Below are 18,940 nucleotides of genomic sequence, written 5' to 3'. Positions count from 1 at the left end.
GACACGATCCACGGCCGCGACTGTCTCTTCCCCACACCCACACCAACGAACAGCCAAGCCGACAGTCACGTCAACAACCACTTCTGTTAGGGCCTCTAAAACGGACCCTCCCCTGCATAGCAATCCACCAGAGCTGTCACCAGGTTCGGGAGAGCACAGTTGACTGCCTGAAGGGACCAACCCCGTTCATCTCCAGCGCTCACTGAGTGTTTGGTCCCTACCGAACCCGGAACGGTTCACTGTGCGTAATGTTCGGCTACCGGCAGATGTTTCTTACACGTGAACTGGGTGCCCCATCCTCACAGTTGACAGGGAGCTCATCGTGGAGGCCTCACGTCTGTGCGTACAACCTTCCACGCCTCTTTCCTCGCCGCCCGGGCCGGTAGTTGCCGAGGCCGAGGACCTGGTGGGCCAGGGCGCCGCGCGAAATCGCAACTCAGCCCCACAACTGTCGAATCCGGTTGGTGACGGCATTCGGGCTGGGAGCTGAGCGGCGCGGTCCTACGGTGCCAGTGGGGAGACCAGTAGCAGGTATGTCCCGTAGAAGAACGAGATGCTGGCCAGGGCTGCGACGGCCAGGCAGGCGGTGCGAGGTCGAGCACGCGACAGGGCGATGGCCAAGGGGATGAGGAGAGGGAAGGCGGGAAGCAGGAAGCGTGGCTTGGACTGGAAGTAGTCGGTGCCGCCGAGGGCGATGAGGGTCAGGACGGCCGTATAGACGAGCAAGGGCAGCGGGACGCGGTCCAGTACGGCGAGGACGAGCAGCAGTAGCGATACACCGACGATCGCGACGGCGGCGTAGACAGCGAGTCGGTTGCGGCCGGTGACCAGGCCCGCGATGTAGTGCGCGGCGTATTGGCCGAAGTCGAAACGGGAGCCCCAGCGGCTCTCGATGGCGAAGTAGCCCAGCGGGTCGCCGGTCTGGACGCCGACCCATGCGATGTACCCGAGCCAGCCCAGCGGGGCGAGCGCCGCACCGATCCAGGCATGCCCGTCCTGGGGCTCGTGCGCGCGGTGGCGCCGCCAGGCAATCGCGGTGACAGCAACGGACACCGCCGCAGCGACCGCGATGCCGTTGGGCCGGGCCAGCCCGGCCAGCGCGGCCAGAGTCCCGGCGGCGAGCCAGCGGCGGGTGAGCACCGCGTACAGGGCCCAGGCGGCGAAGGCTGTCATGAGCGGCTCGGCGTACGCCATCGTCAGCACGATCGCGTGGGGCAGCAGCCCCCACAGCAGGACCAGGGCAATGCCGGTCCGGCGGCCGTAGAGCAGCTCCCCGATCGCGTAGATCCCCCAGGCGGCCACCCCCGCAGACACCCAGGAGATGAAGAGGGCCGCGTTGAGGTCGCCGATCGGAAGTACCGCGTCAACAACTCTGATCAGCCCTGGGTACAGGGGGAAGAAGGCGAGCTTCTCCGAGGCGAATCCGGGTAACGGAACGGAGTCCGCAGGCAGGTGGTAGCCCCACTCGACAATCCGGTAGTACCACCGGCCGTCCCATTCGAGCGCGAGGACGCTGCGGGGATGCCTACCGCCCTGCCAGGCCCACAGGGACATCAGGAGCAGCCCGGTCGCCCGGGCGGCCCCGAACACCACCAGAGCCGGAGCCGCCCGACGCAACGCGGCCCGCAGACGGGCCGCAGGAGGCGGGCCGGCTGCGACGGGGAGCGGAGAAAACGAGACAGGCCCGGCAGCGCACACGCGCACCGCCCCCTCCCACAAGAGCGGCCGCCGGCCGGGGGCCGTGCAAGAGTGTTGGTGCGACTCTACTTACCACCGGCTGGTCTCGGACCGGAACCGGTGCGGGAGACCGCACACCGGTTGCCGCGGCAACCGTGTGTGAGGGGACAGACTCTTCTGCCGGTACGGAGTCCATCGGCACCTTCGTTCACTAGGCGTCGCGACGTCGCAGGGCCAGGGGGCGGCCGTCGGGGTCGGCGAGGAGCCGGTAGAGGGGGGTGACCAGGGCCGTGGTGGTGCGTGACAGATGTGGGGTGCGGTACGTGCGCAGGCGGCCGGGGGGCCGGGGCCCGCGCGTCCGGTGTTGTGCCAGGCGTCCAGTGCGGCGGACGACTCGGCGAAGGCGCGGAAGGCCGTCACCGGATCGCACAGTGCGGTCGGGTCGCTGTGGTCCAGGTGTTCACGGGCCAGTTGGAGGCGCAGATCGCGGGCACCGGTACGGGCGCCGTCGCCGAGGCCGCCGGAATCACGTGGCTCGCGGGAATCCTGCGTCTCATCCAGGAACGCGCAGCTCAGTTCCGAATCGTGCGTCCAGGAGCGCCGGTTGATGTTGTCCGAGCCGACGGAGGCCCATACATCGTCGACGACGCACACCTTCGCGTGGACGTACACGGGGGTTCCTGCATGGTTTTCCAGGCTGTAGACGGCGACCCGGTCGCCGCCTGCGCGGTGCAGCAGGTCGAGGGCCTGGATGCGGCCCAGGTGGTTCATCGGCAGGGAGAGGCGGCCGTCGTCGCTGGGAGCCGACGGGATGACGGCGATCATGTGCAGTGCGGGGTGGGCGGACAGGGCCTTCGCGAAGCACGTCAGCACTTGCGCGGATCACAGGTACTGGTCTTCCAGATAGATCAGTGACCGGGCCCGTCGTAGCGCCTTCTGGTAGCTGCGGGCGATGCTGCGTTCCCCGTGCGGGGCGAAGTCGTACCCGTGGATGCGGGCGGGGTAGGTGCGCAGCAGTTGCACGGTGTGGGTGCCGCAGGGGGCCGGGTCGGGCAGTTGCGGCGGCAATGTATCTGCCTTCGTGTCCTCATAGTGCAGGAGGGAGCGCAGGCGGCCGAACGGGCTGCGACTCAGCGGCGCTGGGTCCTCCCAGCGTTCCCGGAAGGTGGCTTCGGCGTCACCGACGGCCGGGCCGCGGATGGCCAACTGGATGTCGTGCCAGGGTGGATGGGGCCCGTAGACGGCGGCGAAGAGCTGGCTGAGCGGGTCGCCCCGGTGAGTGCTGTCATCACGGCGGCTGTGGCACAGGTCGATCCCACCAACGAAGGCAACGTCGTGTTCGGGCCGGCCGGGGTGGCGCAGGACGACGTACTTCTGATGGTGCGAGTCGCCGGGGCGCACCCGCATGTCCAGCAGGCACTCGCCGCCCGCGGTCTGGATCTCGTCGCCGAAGTGGCGGTTCTCGCTTTCGCTGAACTGGAAGCGGTCCAGGTGGGATCGCCAGATGAGGCCCTTGACGTTGACGCCGCGTTCGGCGGCCTCGCACAACACCGGGCCAATCTCGCTGCCCAGGCCGCCCAGCCTCTCGTCGGGATCGCCCCGCCAGTCGGTGAACAGCAGTAAATCGCCCGACTGTTGGGACTGGATGGCCTTGAGTAGTTCGGGCTTGGGACTGGTAGGCCCGCATGTTCCAGTGTCGCGTATTCGGTCGGCAGGCGCGGAAACTGATCACTGACCGCAGCCGGTATCAGGAACAGCCTGGACGTCGTCCACGTCACGGTTTCCTCAGTGGGGCAGATGCACGCGGAGCGGTACGCGCACCATCGGTGGCGCTGCCAGGGCCGACTTGCCGTCGGTGGGGTGGGCTGATCGTCCGGGGGCGGGCCGTGTTGGGGCAGCGAACTACTTCGCGGCTTCCCTGAAGCTGACGACGGCCGTCGTCCCCCGTGGCGGTGAGTACGGCGACCTGGAATTCTGTGCCGGCCTCGTACGCTCGCTGGAGCTCGCTACCCAGTCCGTCTTCCGGGAACTTGATGTCTTCCCTCACCTCGCCTGAGTCATCCATGAGGTTGAGGTAACCGTCGTCGATGCCGACCAGGGTGTATTCGCTCCGGGTGACGATCGGGGCTTCCATGGTCTGAGTGGCCGGCCCCGAAAGCTCGTCGCGCTGATTCCCGAGAGCCCGCGCAGTCGCGGCAGAGCGGCGTGCCGGCCGTCGCCGTCCGGCTGGGAGATCCGCCGTCCCCGCTCCCGGAGCCCGTCGCTGACCTCGTGCGGGCCTACATTCAGTCCCGCCAGCACCTGCCCTACGTCAGCAGCAGAAGCTCACAGTGGCTCTTCCCCGGCCGCCAGCCCGGACAACCGATGAACCCGGTCAGCCTCCAAGTCCACCTGCGGGAGATCGGCGTCCCGCCGCAACGCGACAGGATCTCCGCGATCCGCCAACTCGTGCTCCAGGCACCGGCTCCCGTCGTCGCCAAGGCGCTCGGCTACCACGACAAGACAGTCACCCGCCTGGTCACCGAAGCCGGAGGAACCTGGAGCCGATACGCCCCCGGCGACCACACACGGTGACATCCGTCCCGCCTCGTCGAGGAATACGCAACACCTCAACATGCGCGCCTATCAGTCCGAGGGCCAACTACTCACACCCGGGAGATCTCAGGGCTGCTGCCGGTCGTTGGCGCTGCGGCCGTAGCGGGCGAGCATCGTCGTGACCGCCTCGTCGACGGCGTGGTCGATGTCGGCAGGTGCGGGGCTCCAGTCGGCGAGCAACATCCGCGGCCACAGGACGTAGTTGGCGATCGAGGCAAGCCATCTGTTCTGCGGTTCCGCAGCATGAGACACAGCAGCTGGCAGGGAGTCAGCACGCTGCTTGTCATTACTGCGGAATCTGCAGGATGTCCGGCCACCAGAGCGTACAACCGCCCGCCGGGGCTCAGTCGGCCAGCTCTCCGAGGAGTGCCCAGGTACGGCGCCGGTCGGACTCTCCGGCCATTTCCGTCCCCGAGAACACCACCTCCGTCGCTCCGGCATCTCGGTAACGGCGCACCTCGGCGGCGACCGTCCGCTCGTCGCCGATCACAGCCACATCGACGGCCCGCTGGCCGCCGGAGAGTCCGATGACTCGTGCGTAGGACGGGAACTGCTCGTAGAACGCGAGCTGCTCGGCGGCCTTCCCGTACGGAGTCGACGTCGTCGGTGACCACGCCGTGCACCAGGGCGACGATCCGGGGCGCGGGCCGGCCGGCGGCCTCTGCCGCTGCGGTGACTGCCGGAACGATGTGCTCACTCAGTGCGCGCGGCCCGGCCAGATAGGGCAGGATCCCATCGGCCAATTCACCGCTGGCACGCAGCGCCTGGGGGCCCATCGCGGCGACGAGCAGGGGCACGCCGCTTTCGGCGCCCGGCACGCGGGCGGGGATCGGTGTCGTCGCGGTGAGCAGTTCGCCGTGGAAGTCGGCGGTGCCGGTCTCGGTCAACTGCCGCAATGCGGTGAGGAATTCACGCAGACGCGCGATGGGCCGTTCGTAGGGGATGCCGAAGCCCGCCTCGGTCAGGAGTTTGGTGCCGAGCGCAAGTCCGAGGTGGTAGCGGCCGTGGGTGGCCGCCTGGGCGGTCTGGGCCTGGCTGGAGACCAGCAGCGGGTGGCGGCCGAAAACAGGGATCGCCGACGTGCCGACGTGCAGACCGGGTACTTCTCGCCCGACGACCGCCGCCAGCTGGGGTGAGTCCGCGCCGAAGGTCTGTCCGAACCAGGCCGACCGCAGCCCAGCAGCCGCGGCCTCGTGTGCGAGCCGCACCGAGGCATCGATCTGGTTGTCGGCGTCGGTCGCGTTGAGCGCTACTCCTGTAGTCATGTCGGCGATAACCAGCAGAAGCCGGCCCGCATTCCGGTCTTGTGTGACGGCACCGGACAGCGCCGGCTGGCCGAGCCGTACGCGGACGGCATCATCCGCATCCACCTCGGCCAAGTGCGCTGAGCCTGGCTGCGCGTCATCGTGACCTACCGCGGCGACGCGCAGGAGGCCGAGGAGACGGTCAGGAACGTTCAGGAAACCGGCGCCACGGCTGCCGCGCTGCGGCTGGACATCAGCGATGTGGCCTCCTTTCCCGCCTTCGTCTCCCACCTGGCTGCGCAACTGGAACGCTGGGACGCGACCCGGCTGGATGTCCTGGTCAACAATGCCGGAATCGGGCTCTTCGGACCGCTGGAAGCGGTCACGGTCGACGACTTCGACGCGGTAATGGACACCAACGTGCGCGGCACGTTCTTCCTCACCCAGGCGCTTGCGCCCGTGCTGGCCGACGGGGGGCGGATCATCAACGTCTCCTCCTCCCTCAGCCGCCACACCAGTGCCGGCACCTCGGTCTACTCGGCCTCGAAGGCGGCGGTCGAGGCCCTCAGCCGGACCCTGGCCGTGGAGCTGGGGGCGCGCACGATCCGCGTCAACGCCATCGTGCCGGGGCCGACAGCCACCGACTTCAACGGCGGTGCCATGCGGGACGACGCGCAGATGCGCGAGGACTTGGGCGCGCAGACCGCGCTCGGCCGCGTCGGCGAAGCGCAGGAGATCGGCGACGCGATTGCCGCGCTCGCCTCCGAGGACCCGCGATGGGTCACCGCCCAGCGCCTCGAGGTGTCCGGCGGCGCCCTGTTGTAGGGCCCCTGCCCACGCCCTGTGCCCCGCCCCTTACCCGGCAGAACCGGGGGATATATCAGAGGCGGTTCTCCCCGCGAGCCCGGTGGGCGGCATTGCGGGCTGCGTCGCCGCCGCTCTCGCCATCCAGCACGCTGCGGTCTGCTCGCAGAGGCCGAGCAGACGCCTGAAAATGAGCGCGGGAAGCTCGGCGGCCAGATCTACGAGCGAGGCGTTCCTGGTGGGCCGGGGTCGGATCCCCGCACGGACGGTTCCCTCCCGGCGATCACGCACGGTGACGTTCGTCCCGCCTCGTCGAGGAATACGCGACACCTCAACATGCGGCCCTACCAGTCCCTAGCCCGTAGTTCAGCGAAGTGCACCGCCCCGTGGACCAGGGGCGCACCTCGTTCCCCATCGACCAGGCCACCCCGCCGGGCCGACGGATCTCCAGGCGAGTCGCCGGATTGCCTCGCTCGCCGGGCGCGAGCAGCCAGTCGGTCAGTTCCACAACCCCTCCAAGACGACAACACCCTGCACAGCGGCCTGTGGGCGGTTGCCCGCAGAAACCGTCCTTGTCCCAGAAGCATCGCTACCCATCGACTATCTCCGTTCCTGACGGACGAAGCCGAAGATCATTACAACCGCGGGCGCCCACAGGACGGGGTGGAGGAAGCCAAAGCCGACCAGGGCCACGAAGAGGATGCGAGCGAAGGGCAGTTGACCGCCTCCACGGGTTGGCTGAGTGTCTAGGCCGCTTCGCGGAGATCCGGGCTGGTCGCCTCGGTGGCCGAAGTCCTGGCCGGCGTGTCGAGAGCGGGAAAGACCTGGAGGAGCCGGATCAGCCCGCTGGCGCCGAGGGCCCTGGCAACGGCGGGGCTCGGGGCGACAAGGCGCAGGCTGCCGCCGAAGGATCGGGCCCGGCGGGCGGTGGCGACGATCAACCCGAGGCCCAGGGTGTCGCAGGAGGTGACGCCCGACAGGTCGAGGACCAACCGGATTCCAGGGCCGTGGGATACGCGCAGCAGGCGCTCGCGCAGTACTGGAACATTGGCCGGGCCAAGACTTCCGCTGACCACGACGACCACCTGGTCCGCAGGAACACCGGTGGGCGCGGGCTGTCCGTCCGGCATCGGCAGGGAGAGCGGAGACAAGGAGCGGCGGCTTCGTACGGACGCACGGACGCCCTCCCCCTCAGGGGGCGAGCGGAGTGCGTCTGCGGGGATGAGAGAAGTTCTGGCACCTCGGGACACCGTGCGCCTCCTCGGAGCGGATCCTCACGCTGCCGGGGGCTGGGGCTGTGCCCGACAGCCTAGTCCCGCCCCTACCTCCCGAACAGCCCAAGGCACGCACGGGCGGCGACGGCTCCTGGCAGGGCGCGGGCCTCATTTCGCGTCCTGGCGACCTTGGCCACCGCCGGACAGCGAAGCGACGCCCGTCTGGCACCAGGGACGCCGAACACGGCTGCGCCGGCTCCGGCATCAATGCGCCGTCGGGTTCTGGGCGGACCTGGGGCCCATCAACTCGATCACTCTCGACCAGCCGTGAACCGACGCCGATGCCTCGAACTGTTGTGCCGTCCTCCCCGGTGCGGAACCCGCTCTCAGGCTCGGTGCGCCGTCGGCCTAGGGTTGCGGCTCATGGCTACACGGACGCGGCTTTACCGCAACGGCATATTGACGCTCGAAGACTTTCCTGCCGAGGACATATCAGAATATGTGTCGGAATCGGGGGTGGCGGTGTGGCTCGACCTGTGTGCACCGGCCCCTGCGGACTTCGCCATGATCAGCGAAGAGTTCGGACTGCATGAACTGGCGATGGAGGACGCCCGTCACGAGCACCAGCGTCCCAAGCTCGACCGCTACCGCACCCACGCCTTCCTCAGTGCCTACGCCGTCTGCACGGACCCGGACACCGGGCAGTTGTCCACGAGTGAACTGTCGGTCTTCGTCACCGAGAGCGCCCTCATCACCATCCGCCCCGACGAGCGCTTCGACATCGAGAAGGTCGTCGAGCGCTGGGACAACAACGCGGACCTGGCCAAGCACGGCGTGGGCTATCTTCTGCACGGACTGCTCGACCACATCGTCGACGGATACTTCGCTGCCGTGCAGGACCTCGACGACCGCATCGAAACCATCGAGGACCTCCTGTTCGAGGAAGGCCGCCAGCAGGCCGACACCGTCCAACGCAGCTCATACGAACTGCGCAAAAGCCTGTCCAGGCTGCGCCGGGTCGTCCTGCCCATGCGGGAAGTCGTCAACAGCCTTCTGCGCCGGGACTTGCACATCGTGGCCGAGCCGCTGCTGCCCTACTACCAGGACGTCTACGACCACGTGCTGAGGGCCGGCGAGTGGACCGAGTCACTGCGGGACATGATCGCTTCGATCATGGAGACCAACCTGACGGTGCAGGGAAACCGCATGAACCTCATCATGAAGAAGGTCACCAGCTGGGCCTCCATCATCGCCGTGCCCACCGCCATCACCGGCTTCTACGGCCAGAACGTCCCCTACCCCGGCTTCAGCACCCAGGCGGGGTTCATCACCTCGACCGCTGCCATCGTCGTCCTGTCCGTCGTTCTGTACGCAGCCTTCAAACGCAAAGACTGGATCTGACCCGCCCCGGCGGGGCAGAGGGCAGGGAAGCGTTCCCGGACCTTGGCCCTCGCGCGGCGGGCCCGCAGCTTCAAAAGTTGGTCACACGCCATGGCTGCGGCTGTTGCCGCCCCGGCTGCGCAGGGTGACACCGGCTTCGGTGAGGATGCGGTGGACGAAGCCGTACGAACGGCCGGCGTCCTCGGTGATGGTGCGGACGGATTGCCCGCTCTCGTACGCCTTCATCAGTTCATCGGTGAGCTTGTCGCGTACGGCGCCGGTGATCCGCTTGCCGCTGTCCATGACTGGTCTCCATCGTCTGCCGGTGATGGAGAGTGATCATCGCCGATGAGACGCCCGCCGGACAGGGTTTTCGCGTGATCGCTGGTCGCTGCGGCGCGACACCGACGCCCTGCCCGACGAGCTTGGTCTTCCACGTCAACTACCTCGGTGGAGACATGCCCACCCTCGCCCTCAGCTTCTCCCGCCCAGGCGCCCAGATCATCGCCCAGTACTACAACTTCCTGTGCCTCGGCTACGACGGCTACCGCCGCATCCAGCAGACGTGCCGTGACGTCGTTACCCGCCTCGCCACCGACATCGCCAAACTCGGCCCCTTCGAACTGCTCACCGCCGGAAGCCATACCCCCGTCTTCGCCTTCCGCATCAACGACAGTGTCGACAACTTCACCGTCTTCGACGTCTCCGCAGCCGTGCACGAACGCGGCTGGCTCGTACCCGCCTACACCTTCCCGGCCAACCGCACCGAGCTGGCCGCTCTGCGCATCGTGGTGCGCAATGGCTTCGGCCACCATCTCGCCGACCTCCTCCTCGAAGACCTCCGCCGCGTCCTGCCGCGCCTTGAAAAGCAGGCTCCGCACCGCGCCGAGGAAGACGCCGGCGGCTTCGCCCACGGAGCGGAAACCAAGAACCCCGCAGCCCGGGCCACCCCTGACGCCAGAAACCGGCGGCGTCCACAACGCGCTGACCGCGCCTGCAGGGTCAGGCCCAGCCGATCCAGCTCAGGATGGTCTGGACGAGGAGGATGGTGGACATGGCCGCGACGGCGAGAACGACGACGGTGGCGGCGATGCGGTAGCGGGGGCCGTTGGCTGCGGCGCCCAGAACGGACCGGCGGTTGGTCAGGACCAGCAGGTAGACCAGGACGACGGGGCTGATCAGGCCCTGGAGTACTTGGGTGCCGATGAGGAGCTGGATGACGTTGACGGGGGTGAGGGCGACGGCGGCGCCGAGGATGATCTGGGCGGTGAACAGGCCCAGGAACAAGGGCGCGTCGCGAAAGCGGCGGGAGACGGAGCGTTCGACGCCTGCGGCTTCGCCCACCGCGTAGCTGGCGGACAGCGGGACCACTGCTCCGGCGAGTGCGGAAGCACCGATCAGACCGAACGCGAAGAGGAGTTCGGCGCCTTGTCCTGCGACGGGTTCGAGCGCTTGGGCGGCCTGGGCGGCGGATTGCAGGGGGCCGGTGCCGCCGATGGCAGCGGCAGTGGCGATGATGATGGTCAAGCTGATGAGGCAGGCGAAGACTGCGCCGAGGACGGCATCGGCACGGATCAGTTTGTAGTCCTCGGGCTTCGCGCCGCGGTCTACGACTCCGGCGGCGGCGTAGAACTGCATGTAGGGGCTGACGGTGGTGCCGATCAGCGCAACGGCGAGCAGGATGAACGCCTGACTGCCCTCGATGTGCGGGATGGCCAGGTGGGAGCCGACCTGGCCCCAGTCGGGGTGGCCGAGGACCATCGCGACGGGGTACGCGAAGAACGCCAGGGACATGATCAGGAAGATGCGCTCGGCCCATCGGTAGGAACCGAAGAGCACCAGCGCCCACAGCAGCAGCGCGGCTGGGGGGATGACGGCCCATTTGGGCACGCCGAGGAGTTCGAAGGCAGCGCCGATCCCGGCGAATTCGGAGACGACCAGGCCGGTGTTGGCCAGCAGCAGGCAGAACACCGCGAGTGCGGTCAGGCGCAGGCTGAACTGCTCGCGAATCAGCGCCCCCAGACCTTTGCCGGTGTAGGCGCCGAGCCGGACGGCCATCTCCTGGACCATGACCAGGGCGATCGTGACCAGCACCATGAAGAACAGGGTGCCGTAGATGAACTGGGAGCCCGCCGAGGCGTAGGTGGCGATGCCGGCGGCATCGTTGCCGGCGTTGGCAGCCACCAGACCGGGGCCCGCGATCGCCACCACGGTAGTGATCCGCCGCCAGCCCTTTCGAGGCTCGGGCCCTCGGGTGCCGTCCGGAGCGACGTCCGGGGTGGTGGTGTCCGCGTCGCTGGTCACTGCAAGAACCTCCGGAAGTGGCGGCGCCCGCGTTCGGGCAGGAGGGCATCGAGGATGTCGTCGGCGAGCATGCGCCCCAGCGGGCTCTCGTTCTCATCGACGACCAGGAGGGAGGAGGCGCGGGAGGCGAGCAGGTGGTCGGCGACCTCGTCGATGGGGGTGTCGGGGCCGACGACGACCTGCGTTCCGAACTGGGCGAGCCAGTCCACGACGTCCCCCATGGTCGAGGTGTCTTCGGCGACGGTGAGGTGGAACAGCGGGATGTCCGCGATGAGCCGGCCGTCGGTGTCCACGACAGCCACGGCGTCGATCTCCGTGCGGTGTTCGGCCTGTTCGGCGAGCAGACCGCGGACCTCGGCGACCGTGTGCTCGCGCACGGCGGTGACGAGCCGCGTGGTCATGGCGCCGCCCGCGGTGTCCTCGGGGCGGGCCAGCAGTTCGCGCAGGCCGGTCGCCTGGGCCGGGGACATCTGATCCAGGAGGCTGGTGCGCTCGCCCGCGCCGAGGTCACGCAGTGCGTCGACGGCCTCGTCGGGTTCCATTTCCCCCAGCATCTGAGCGGCGTAGACGGGTCCGGCCTCGCGCAGGAGGTTCTCCAGTTCGCCGGGTTCCATCTCCTCCAGAGCGTCGGCTGCGTGACCGGGCTCCAGCCAGGCCAGCAACTGCTGGCGCTCGGCTCGGCCCAAGTCCTCCAGCACGTCGGCCAAGTCCGCGGGCCTCAGCTGGTGCAGTGTGGCGCGCGTGCCGCGGAGGTGGACCTCGGCAGGTCCTTCGGTGGCGTGTTCGGCGAACGGGGCCACCGACTGCCAGTCCAGGACACGCTCGGGGGTGGGCCGCACCTGCCAGCGACGCGGGCCCAGCCTGCGCAGCAGCGTGGGCAGCGAGACGTCCACGCCCACCAGGACGATGCGATCGGCCAGGGGCGCGAGGTACAAGTCCGCAGCGCGGGTGACCTGGACGCCGTCCACGTCCACCAGTTGGTGGTCGAGCACATCCCGGGCCAGCAGCACCTCGCCGGGGCGACGCTCGTACTCGCGCAAGTCCATCCGCGCGGTGCGCAGACGCACCCGTCCGGCGTTGACCTGCTCGACGGCGTCGACCTGGAGAAACGCGCGTCGACGCCCGACCCGCACGACCAGGCCGGTCACCGGCGGGTAAGGGTCCGAGCCGTACAGCCGGGCCACCACGTCGACCACGCGTCCGACGTCATCCCCGGCCTGATTGATGACAGGGCCGCCGACCAGCCCTGCCACGGAAACCAAAGAGCCGCGTACCGCCTTGGAGGCGGTCGCACGGCGTGCGAGCTGGACCCGGCGGTCGCGCAGACGTGCGGATGTGGCCATGAGCAGATTGTTGGCAGACACAGTGGACTCCCCCTGGACCCGACACGGCGGGACACGGGCAACACCAGGACACACATCTCACGCCACCGAGACCGAGCGGGTGCTACTCGGACAGGGCTCACGGGAGAAGCGGCTACCTGGTACCGCGAAGAGACGGCGAGGAACACAGACGGTGGGGCTGACTATGGCCCGGACTGCTGTCCATCTCGCCTCCCCCGCTCATGAGCGCCCCGCGCTCCGCCATCACGGCAGGGGCCCGGACTTGATCGACCGGCTCACCCCAACTCGTCGGGCTACAGCCCTTCACGGGCACCCCATGCCCAGGGGAAGCCACTCGCGGATGAGACCAGCGGCGTGTGTCCGTGAAGACGCCTCACCAAACGAGGTGCCTGAAACCAACGGTGCGAACCCTACGCCCCGCCCCAGAGCGCGCGCCAACCCGAGCTGCGCAACCCGGTCCCCGCTCGAAGCGACCCTGCACCTGACAGCACAGCCGGCGCCGCCGGAGTCCGGCGACCTCGCAGGAACGGACCCGTGGCCCGCCGCGACCACGGCAGGGCCCGGAAGGTTCGTCGTACTCCCTGCCCCGCCCTGCGTCTGACCTCCCACTGGACCTCTCGGGGCGACGCCCCCTGTGGTGATCCGGCTCGGGTTCCATTGCTCCTTATTGCGTATTTGTGCAAGCATTGAGGTGTGGCGATCGACGGCCGAGCCTGGCTTTCCTCGATCATCCGTGCCGCTGCCCTGGCGCCGCGCCACCGCGTGGTAGTTAGGAAGGAGAGCAACGTGACAGTGACGCTTCGCCCTCACACCCGCGACGGTGTCGCCCTGATCGTGGTGGCCCTCGTGGCTGCCCTGGAGCTCACCGCGCTGCGCCTCGCCTCGCCCGGACTCCGCCCCGGGATCACGGGCTTTCTGCTCGGCGCGTCCGTCGCCGTTCTCGCGATGACCGCCGTCCTGGTGCACCGGCGGCGGCGGATCGCGGCTCACCATCACCCCTCCGTGTCATCGGAGGCGGTCGACGCGTCCTGGTTCACCGCCCGGACCCTGGACGGCTTCCCGATGGAAGCCGTCCGTCCCCTGCTGCTCGGGCCTGAGGCCCCGGACCTCAACCGCCTCTACATGGCCTGGGTCCTCGCGCTCCACGGCCACGACACCGCCTGGATCGTCAGCCGCCTGGGCCTGTCCCACGATGTCGCAGCCCTCCTCGTCGACGCGGCTGCCGCACGCCACGACCGGAGCTGATGCCGGGCTGCGGAAGGACCATGCGCGCCCTCGAGTCCCGGGCCCAGGGTGACCATGAGGCGCGCGCGAAGGCTCATCCGAAGCGGCGGATCGTTCGCTCAGGCGTCCGCCTCGATCCACCGCGGCACGATGACTGAGGACACCCCGGAGTCCTCGGCTGTGACCTTCTGACAGGATGCCCGCATGCCAGGCGGCGAGGGCGGCTTGGCGCAGGGTGTCCGCGCGGACGGCCAGTCCGGCACGGAGCGCGTCGGCGGAGGCGGCCACCAGGCGTCGGGCGCTTCCTCGGCGAGGCGGCGGGCGGCGAGTAGTACGGCGCGGCGTTCCTCCGGCAGGTCGCGGCCATCGTCGTGGTCGTTCATGCCACTGCGTCCTGTTCGGCTTCGGTGGGCGTTGCGTCCAGGTGCCAGTGCAGATCGTGGATGCCGGGTTCGAGTGAGAGGCGGGCAATGAGCTGTTCCAGGGCCTGGGCGGGGTCGCCGCCGGCCGCGACGACTGCCCGGAGCTCCGTGGTGTCGTCGCCCTCGCGCCGCACGCGCAGTCCCGTGGGGGTGAGTCCGCTACCCGTCATGGACTGCAGGAGCAGGGACCTGGACCCCTTGATCGTTGCCCACGGTACGCGGCGCGTGACGTCGTCGAGATGCGCCGTCGTGAGACGAACTCGGCGACGCCGCACGGGAGTTTCGTCGGCGCCCTGGGGCAGTGACGAAGAGCCTGGGTGCCGCGCGCTCGTCACGCGGCCACACGGGTGGTTCTGTGCGGAGCGCTCACGCCCGCATCCGGCTTCTTGATGCCTTGGCCGTACAGGGAACTTGGGCCGGCCGCGGGGCCGGCACCCCTGCTCGTTGGTCAGACGATCCGGCGCGCCGACAAACGGATCTCAGGCACTTTCGCATTAACCTCTCGTCACCTTAAGAGGTGGCGGATCGCGTACGCGTCCGCTTCAACGTTCGGAGAAGATATGCGCAAGCCCCGAAAGACCGCTGTCGTAGCCGTCCTCATCAGCGCCATCGGCTTCCTCGGCACCGGCACCGCCTACGCCCACGGAGACGAACACGAGCACGCCGGCAAAGAGACCAAGACGCTCGTCGTCAACCAGAGCAACACATGCAGCACGGTCGAAGACAACGCCGACGTACAGGGCCAGTCCGGGTACCAGAACGGCCTGGAGGGCAACCGGTCCGGCGGCAAGGGCTCGCCCGGCACGCAGAACACCAACGTCGGCTCAGGCCAGGGCTGCGACAACACCGTCATCTTCGGCAGGTAGCCCACACGGGTCCCGGCTCCGGGGCGGCGGTGGGGAAGGCGGATCCGCAGCCGACATCGACGAAGTGCGGCTCGGACCGTACGAATCCGCCCTGAGCTCGGGGCGCGGTGCGGTGGCCGTCTCACGGACCGCGCGGAACGGATTCCCAGGCCCGTAAGACCCCGTCGGCCAGCGGGGCGGGGCAGGGACTGCACGGGGCGCGGAGGCCTTCGCCCGGGGCCTGGCGGCGCTTACGCAGTACGTCCACCGTGAGCAGCGGACCGTCATCCCGCGGCAGCACTCCGAACGGATCACCGTCGACGGCCACGAGCATGACGTACGGCTCGGAGTATGGGTCTCCAACCAGATGAGCCGCCGCGAGCTGAACGAACAGCAGCTCGCCGAGCTCGGAATCGACTCGGCGTAGGGCGCGGGTGCCCCGGGCTGCGGAGAGTCGTTGCGCCCAGCTGAGCCGATGATCAGCCACGGGCGGACGCTGACACTGATCAGGTGTCCTACTCCAGTGCTTGAACTTGGTTCAGATCGAGTCGCAGCAGCTGGCGTAAACACTCACCCCACAGCCTTCTTGGCAGCACTTCTCGGCGGGTTCAGACGCTGGAGGGCACGGGATCACACTGGAGTTCCGCAGGTCGACGGGTACCAGCGCCGGCGGCAGGGACGATGCTGACAGCAAGCGTGCAGGCGGCGATCAGAGACGAGATCATCAGTCGGATACTCACGGCTTGCTCTGTTCCCTGCCGCATTGCGCACCACGCTCAGGGTCACAGGACAGCTGGTTCGCGGGCGTCGTGCGGTCGCCCGCGAGCTGCTGCGTATCGCGGACTTCACCGCCGCCCAGCGCGGACAGATCACGCCCGCGACGGAAGCCGGGGGCGTCTCACAGAGTCGCGTCGTACTCAGCGAGCCGGTCGTCCGCCAGACCGGGACCGAAGCGCACCTGGGCAGCGGCGACCAAGCGGACCTCTTCGCTGTCCTGGTCCTGCACCTCGGTCCACTCCCAGGAGCGCCGTCCCAAAGTGACCAAGTCGTACCCGAGCTGGTCCAGCCCCCTGGCACGGTTCTCCCGGACCGGGATCTCGCGGTCGACCGGTAGGCCGGCCGACGGCCAGCGGTTCACGCCCACCCCGGGCAGCACGATGGAGATCGCCAAGTGCCCCGGGAGCCGACGGTGCGGCCCGCGGCACACGTCCGGCTCGAAGCCGGCCATGGAGCCGTCGTGTTGGGCTGTCCAGTGCTTCCGCGGATGACGGTGTTCAGATCCGCCAGGAGCGGATGTGTTCGGCGGCGATGAAGACGTCGGCCTTGCCGGTGAGCAACTGCTGGGTGAGGTCGACCAGTTCGCCGTAGGGGGTGTCGAGTCCTTCACCGCTGGCGTGCATGTAGGCGATGGTGACCGCGCAGGCGAACCTGATGTTGTACGCGGGCAGAGGCTTGAGCAGGACAAGCGTGTGGAGTAGCGCGGCAGCCCTCCAGGAGGCGTCGGAGTTCACGCCCAGCCGTGGCGGGTCAACGCGGTGGCGTGCGACAGCGGCCACGAGCGCGGAGAAGTCGGAGATGGTGGGCGTCTCGGGCATGGCGGTTTCCTGCTGCTGCAGGAGCCAGCGCACGTCGATGTGCAGAACGGGCGGCATCGATCAGGCAGCCTGTCCGGAACGGTGCCCGGCAGGGCCGTCGTCGAGCCCGGCGGCCGCGATGGCGTCGGCGAGCGCGGAGTCGTGGAAGACCCGCTGGAACTCGGCCGCTGCTTCCTTGAGAGCACGATGCTGGGCGATGGCATCGGTGGTCGAGGAGCGGACGAACGCCTTCATCGTCAGGCCGCGCTCCCGGGCCATCTCGCGGATGGCCTCAAGTTCTTCATCGTCGAAGTCCACATTGAGTGCTGACATGCCTCCAGGCTAGCCACTGGGTACCTGGACGTAAATACATGCAGGTCAAACGAGTCTTGTGAGGTACCAAAGCAGGATTTCCGAGAGCGGGCCTTCACAACGGTCAGCGTCCTGTCCTGTCGGCACCCGTCTGCATGGGGAGGCCCGGTGCCCCCAGAGCGCATCCGGGCACCGATCCTCGTGGACCGGCTGAGCGGTCACTACACCGGGCACCGCCCCCACCAGGCCCGATGCCGCCGAACACCCAGCCACCATCCACGACCCCGACAGCCACAGACTCCTATGGGAAAGAGACTGCGTACTGCCGGGTGCCATGTGCGGCTTTGACTGAGTGACGATATCCGTCTCGGCTGGAGTTCCTGATGACGACCAGGCACTCCAGCCGATTCTCAGTGCCCGCACGTAGCGGCCGTGTCAGCTCCGTTGGTCGTTCGACGGTCTCGTTCTCGGCATCGGCGGACCGGTGTCCTGTTCGTCTGCGGCGTCTGCAGCCAGCGGCCGTGTGGGCAAAGCTGATTCGGTGTGGCCTCAGGTGGCGCGAACGCCGGAGACTTGCACCTGGCGCAGGCACCGGCAGGGCCGCGCGCTGGCGACCGCGGATGGCTTGAACGCAGTGGCCCGTCGCGGAGAAGACGTGCGAGACACCGCGGCGCCGCTGGCCATCGTGCTGTCCGGGCTGCTGTCCACCTCGCGGACCATGCGCAACCGCTGCGCGGCGCCTGGGGCCGTCGTTGAGAACGTCCCCAAGCGGCGCGTCCGCCCCCAGTCCAAGCGCAGCTTTGGGATAGTGGAGGGGGGATTTCTCTCATCCGAGGGAGAGTGCCCGGTCGCGGGGGCCAAGGCCCGTCACCGGCGATGGTGGCGGCGGGCCGCTCGCGTCGCGTGCGTCAGACTCTCCCGGCTGCGGGCCCGGCGAGTACGTGCTGGCCGACTCTGCTCTGGGGGCAATGTGTCTCTTCGCCGCTGTGCCTCTCACGTACTCGCCGTCTTCTTCTCCCTCCCGCTCCTTGTGCCAAGCGCCCAGGCCCGGGTTTCCAGACCGCTCCCTCCCGTCGCGTCCGCGGGGCAGCATCACGTGTGTGCACCGGTCATCGGCCGTTCCTCCGCCTCCCCCGCGCGAGGGAGGCGGTTCATGGTCGCTGCCGCCAGTCCTCTGGCAGCCCGGGCCGGCTGTGAGGCGCTGCGACGCGGCGGCACCGCGGCGGACGCGGCCGTGGCCGTACAGGCGGTGCTGGCGGTGGTCGAACCGCAGTCGTCCGGACTGGGCGGCGGCACGCAGATTCTCTACTGGGACCACGGCCGCCACCGCGTCCGCTTCTTCGAAGGACTCGCCCAGGCACCGGCCGTGGCCACCGCAGGACTGCGCACCCCTACCGCCGGCGAACAGCGTCTCGGCGTGCGGGCCTTCGATGAAGGCGTCGAGCACACCGGGCGCGCCGTGGGAGTTCCCGGCACCGTGCGAGTTCTCGGCACGCTGCACCGCGCCTTGGGCCGTCTGCCCTGGGGATCTCTCTTCGGCGCAGGGGAGCGACTGGCCGCTCGCGGATTTCCGGCCGGCCGGTACCTTCACACCATGGCCAAGGAGGGCTGTGCTTACCCCGATGTGCGTGCCCTTTACTGCCCCGGCGGCACGCCCGTGCCGGTCGGGGCCAGGGTGGTCAACCCCGAACTTGCCTCAGTCCTTGAAGAGGTGGCGGCCGGCGGAGCCGATGCCTTCTACGCGCCGCGGGGCAGGATCGCACCCTCCCTTGTGGCACGTGCTGCGGGCGGCTTCCTCAAACCCCGTACGGACAGCCGGGGAACTGCGGTGATCCCCTCGCTCATGACCGTGCGGGACCTCGCGGGCTACCGGGCCCGCGAGCGTACTCCCTTGTGCGGGCCAGCTTTTGGGTACCGGGTGTGCACGGCTCCGCCGCCGGCCTTCGGCGGCATCGACGTCCTGTCCGTACTGGCCCTGGCCGACCGCAAGGCAGTCGCCGCA

22 protein-coding genes and 2 pseudogenes are annotated in these 18,940 nt (G+C 68.8%); 9 read left to right on the top strand and 15 right to left on the bottom strand.

Going from position 1 to position 18,940, the window contains the following annotated elements:
• Positions 1 to 501: 501 nt before the first annotated feature.
• The 4 genes from ADK54_RS04245 to ADK54_RS48700 all read right to left on the bottom strand — a co-directional run bounded on the left by ADK54_RS04245 (position 502) and on the right by ADK54_RS48700 (position 3,811).
• On the bottom strand, positions 502 to 1,590 hold the full coding sequence (locus ADK54_RS04245) for a hypothetical protein (RefSeq protein WP_234391918.1): 1,089 nt from the start codon (positions 1,588 to 1,590) through the stop codon (positions 502 to 504).
• Between the two features lie 177 nt (positions 1,591 to 1,767).
• Positions 1,768 to 2,550 (bottom strand): phospholipase D-like domain-containing protein, encoded by a 783-nt coding sequence (locus ADK54_RS47235; protein ID WP_234391917.1) that lies wholly within the window; start codon positions 2,548 to 2,550, stop codon positions 1,768 to 1,770.
• A 9-nt stretch (positions 2,551 to 2,559) separates the two neighbouring features.
• Positions 2,560 to 3,228: a phospholipase D-like domain-containing protein gene (locus ADK54_RS47230; RefSeq protein WP_234391916.1), complete on the bottom strand. Its 669-nt coding sequence runs from the start codon at positions 3,226 to 3,228 to the stop codon at positions 2,560 to 2,562.
• A 223-nt stretch (positions 3,229 to 3,451) separates the two neighbouring features.
• Positions 3,452 to 3,811, bottom strand: coding sequence for a hypothetical protein (locus ADK54_RS48700; RefSeq protein ID WP_078966116.1), 360 nt, complete (start codon positions 3,809 to 3,811; stop codon positions 3,452 to 3,454).
• A gap of 137 nt (positions 3,812 to 3,948) precedes the next feature.
• On the opposite strand from ADK54_RS48700, the gene ADK54_RS04235 reads away from it, so the two are divergent.
• Positions 3,949 to 4,251, top strand: a complete 303-nt coding sequence (locus tag ADK54_RS04235; RefSeq protein WP_159047621.1) for a hypothetical protein — start codon at positions 3,949 to 3,951, stop codon at positions 4,249 to 4,251.
• 87 nt (positions 4,252 to 4,338) lie between these two features.
• Here ADK54_RS04235 and ADK54_RS04230 read toward each other — a convergent pair whose 3' ends face one another.
• Positions 4,339 to 4,524: a TetR/AcrR family transcriptional regulator C-terminal domain-containing protein gene (locus ADK54_RS04230; RefSeq protein WP_053724140.1), complete on the bottom strand. Its 186-nt coding sequence runs from the start codon at positions 4,522 to 4,524 to the stop codon at positions 4,339 to 4,341.
• A 91-nt stretch (positions 4,525 to 4,615) separates the two neighbouring features.
• Positions 4,616 to 5,537, bottom strand: a pseudogene (locus tag ADK54_RS04225) (LLM class F420-dependent oxidoreductase).
• Between ADK54_RS04225 and ADK54_RS46630 the strand changes: the two are divergent.
• Together ADK54_RS46630 and ADK54_RS04220 are read left to right on the top strand one after the other, a co-directional pair.
• Positions 5,466 to 5,660, top strand: a complete 195-nt coding sequence (locus tag ADK54_RS46630) for a hypothetical protein (protein WP_199826863.1) — start codon at positions 5,466 to 5,468, stop codon at positions 5,658 to 5,660. The pseudogene ADK54_RS04225 and the gene ADK54_RS46630 sit on opposite strands and share 72 nt — an antisense overlap.
• A gap of 18 nt (positions 5,661 to 5,678) precedes the next feature.
• Complete coding sequence (locus ADK54_RS04220) at positions 5,679 to 6,341, top strand: SDR family NAD(P)-dependent oxidoreductase (protein ID WP_234391915.1); 663 nt, start codon at positions 5,679 to 5,681, stop codon at positions 6,339 to 6,341.
• Between the two features lie 725 nt (positions 6,342 to 7,066).
• Here ADK54_RS04220 and ADK54_RS42600 read toward each other — a convergent pair.
• Positions 7,067 to 7,471 carry an STAS domain-containing protein gene (locus tag ADK54_RS42600; protein WP_159047620.1) on the bottom strand — a complete coding sequence of 135 codons (405 nt, stop codon included), beginning with the start codon at positions 7,469 to 7,471 and terminating at the stop codon, positions 7,067 to 7,069.
• A 486-nt stretch (positions 7,472 to 7,957) separates the two neighbouring features.
• Between ADK54_RS42600 and ADK54_RS04210 the strand changes: the two genes are divergently transcribed.
• On the top strand, positions 7,958 to 8,935 hold the full coding sequence (locus ADK54_RS04210) for a magnesium transporter CorA family protein (protein ID WP_053724138.1): 978 nt from the start codon (positions 7,958 to 7,960) through the stop codon (positions 8,933 to 8,935).
• Positions 8,936 to 9,016: 81 nt separating this feature from the next.
• Here ADK54_RS04210 and ADK54_RS04205 read toward each other — a convergent pair whose 3' ends face one another.
• The gene (locus tag ADK54_RS04205; protein ID WP_053724137.1) at positions 9,017 to 9,217 is read right to left on the bottom strand and encodes a helix-turn-helix domain-containing protein; all 201 of its coding nucleotides are present in this window, start codon (positions 9,215 to 9,217) and stop codon (positions 9,017 to 9,019) included.
• A gap of 82 nt (positions 9,218 to 9,299) precedes the next feature.
• Between ADK54_RS04205 and ADK54_RS42875 the strand changes: the two are divergent.
• Positions 9,300 to 9,849 (top strand): annotated as a pseudogene (locus ADK54_RS42875) (pyridoxal-dependent decarboxylase); the annotation flags it as partial.
• A 67-nt stretch (positions 9,850 to 9,916) separates the two neighbouring features.
• Here the strand turns inward: ADK54_RS42875 and ADK54_RS04200 are convergent.
• Both ADK54_RS04200 and ADK54_RS04195 read right to left on the bottom strand, forming a co-directional pair.
• Positions 9,917 to 11,218, bottom strand: coding sequence for an NRAMP family divalent metal transporter (locus ADK54_RS04200; RefSeq protein WP_063801896.1), 1,302 nt, complete (start codon positions 11,216 to 11,218; stop codon positions 9,917 to 9,919).
• Complete coding sequence (locus ADK54_RS04195; protein ID WP_234391914.1) at positions 11,215 to 12,561, bottom strand: magnesium transporter MgtE N-terminal domain-containing protein; 1,347 nt, start codon at positions 12,559 to 12,561, stop codon at positions 11,215 to 11,217. The genes ADK54_RS04200 and ADK54_RS04195 overlap by 4 nt, the downstream gene beginning before the upstream one ends.
• A 786-nt stretch (positions 12,562 to 13,347) precedes the next feature.
• On the opposite strand from ADK54_RS04195, the gene ADK54_RS04190 reads away from it, so the two are divergent.
• On the top strand, positions 13,348 to 13,806 hold the full coding sequence (locus ADK54_RS04190) for a hypothetical protein (protein ID WP_159047619.1): 459 nt from the start codon (positions 13,348 to 13,350) through the stop codon (positions 13,804 to 13,806).
• Positions 13,807 to 13,904: 98 nt separating this feature from the next.
• Here the strand turns inward: ADK54_RS04190 and ADK54_RS04185 are convergent, their stop codons facing one another.
• Positions 13,905 to 14,168 (bottom strand): hypothetical protein, encoded by a 264-nt coding sequence (locus tag ADK54_RS04185; protein ID WP_053724134.1) that lies wholly within the window; start codon positions 14,166 to 14,168, stop codon positions 13,905 to 13,907.
• Positions 14,165 to 14,482: a hypothetical protein gene (locus tag ADK54_RS45645; protein WP_324610133.1), complete on the bottom strand. Its 318-nt coding sequence runs from the start codon at positions 14,480 to 14,482 to the stop codon at positions 14,165 to 14,167. Before ADK54_RS45645 ends, ADK54_RS04185 begins: the two co-directional genes overlap by 4 nt.
• A 285-nt stretch (positions 14,483 to 14,767) precedes the next feature.
• Here ADK54_RS45645 and ADK54_RS04180 point away from each other — a divergent pair, with 285 nt between their 5' ends.
• Positions 14,768 to 15,073, top strand: coding sequence for a hypothetical protein (locus ADK54_RS04180; RefSeq protein WP_053724133.1), 306 nt, complete (start codon positions 14,768 to 14,770; stop codon positions 15,071 to 15,073).
• A 220-nt stretch (positions 15,074 to 15,293) separates the two neighbouring features.
• Entirely contained in the window at positions 15,294 to 15,479 is a 186-nt protein-coding gene (locus tag ADK54_RS47225; RefSeq protein WP_234391919.1) for a helicase associated domain-containing protein, read from the top strand.
• Between the two features lie 471 nt (positions 15,480 to 15,950).
• Here ADK54_RS47225 and ADK54_RS04175 read toward each other — a convergent pair whose 3' ends face one another.
• The 3 genes from ADK54_RS04175 to ADK54_RS04165 are packed head-to-tail and all read right to left on the bottom strand — an operon-like array spanning position 15,951 to position 16,959.
• Positions 15,951 to 16,280 carry a DUF6303 family protein gene (locus ADK54_RS04175; protein WP_053724132.1) on the bottom strand — a complete coding sequence of 110 codons (330 nt, stop codon included), beginning with the start codon at positions 16,278 to 16,280 and terminating at the stop codon, positions 15,951 to 15,953.
• A 46-nt stretch (positions 16,281 to 16,326) separates the two neighbouring features.
• Positions 16,327 to 16,704, bottom strand: coding sequence for a hypothetical protein (locus ADK54_RS04170; protein ID WP_053724131.1), 378 nt, complete (start codon positions 16,702 to 16,704; stop codon positions 16,327 to 16,329).
• Between the two features lie 3 nt (positions 16,705 to 16,707).
• Positions 16,708 to 16,959, bottom strand: a complete 252-nt coding sequence (locus tag ADK54_RS04165; protein WP_053724130.1) for a hypothetical protein — start codon at positions 16,957 to 16,959, stop codon at positions 16,708 to 16,710.
• Positions 16,960 to 18,091: 1,132 nt separating this feature from the next.
• Between ADK54_RS04165 and ADK54_RS04160 the strand changes: the two genes are divergently transcribed.
• Positions 18,092 to 18,940 (top strand): gamma-glutamyltransferase (locus ADK54_RS04160; protein WP_199826861.1); only part of this gene is annotated, 849 nt, incomplete at its 3' end.

Origin of the sequence: Streptomyces sp. WM6378 (assembly GCF_001279695.1) — a bacterium.
Lineage (GTDB): Bacteria > Actinomycetota > Actinomycetes > Streptomycetales > Streptomycetaceae > Streptomyces.
The sequence above is the reverse complement of the archived record's forward strand: the minus strand, read 5'-3'. Positions and strand labels throughout refer to the sequence as shown.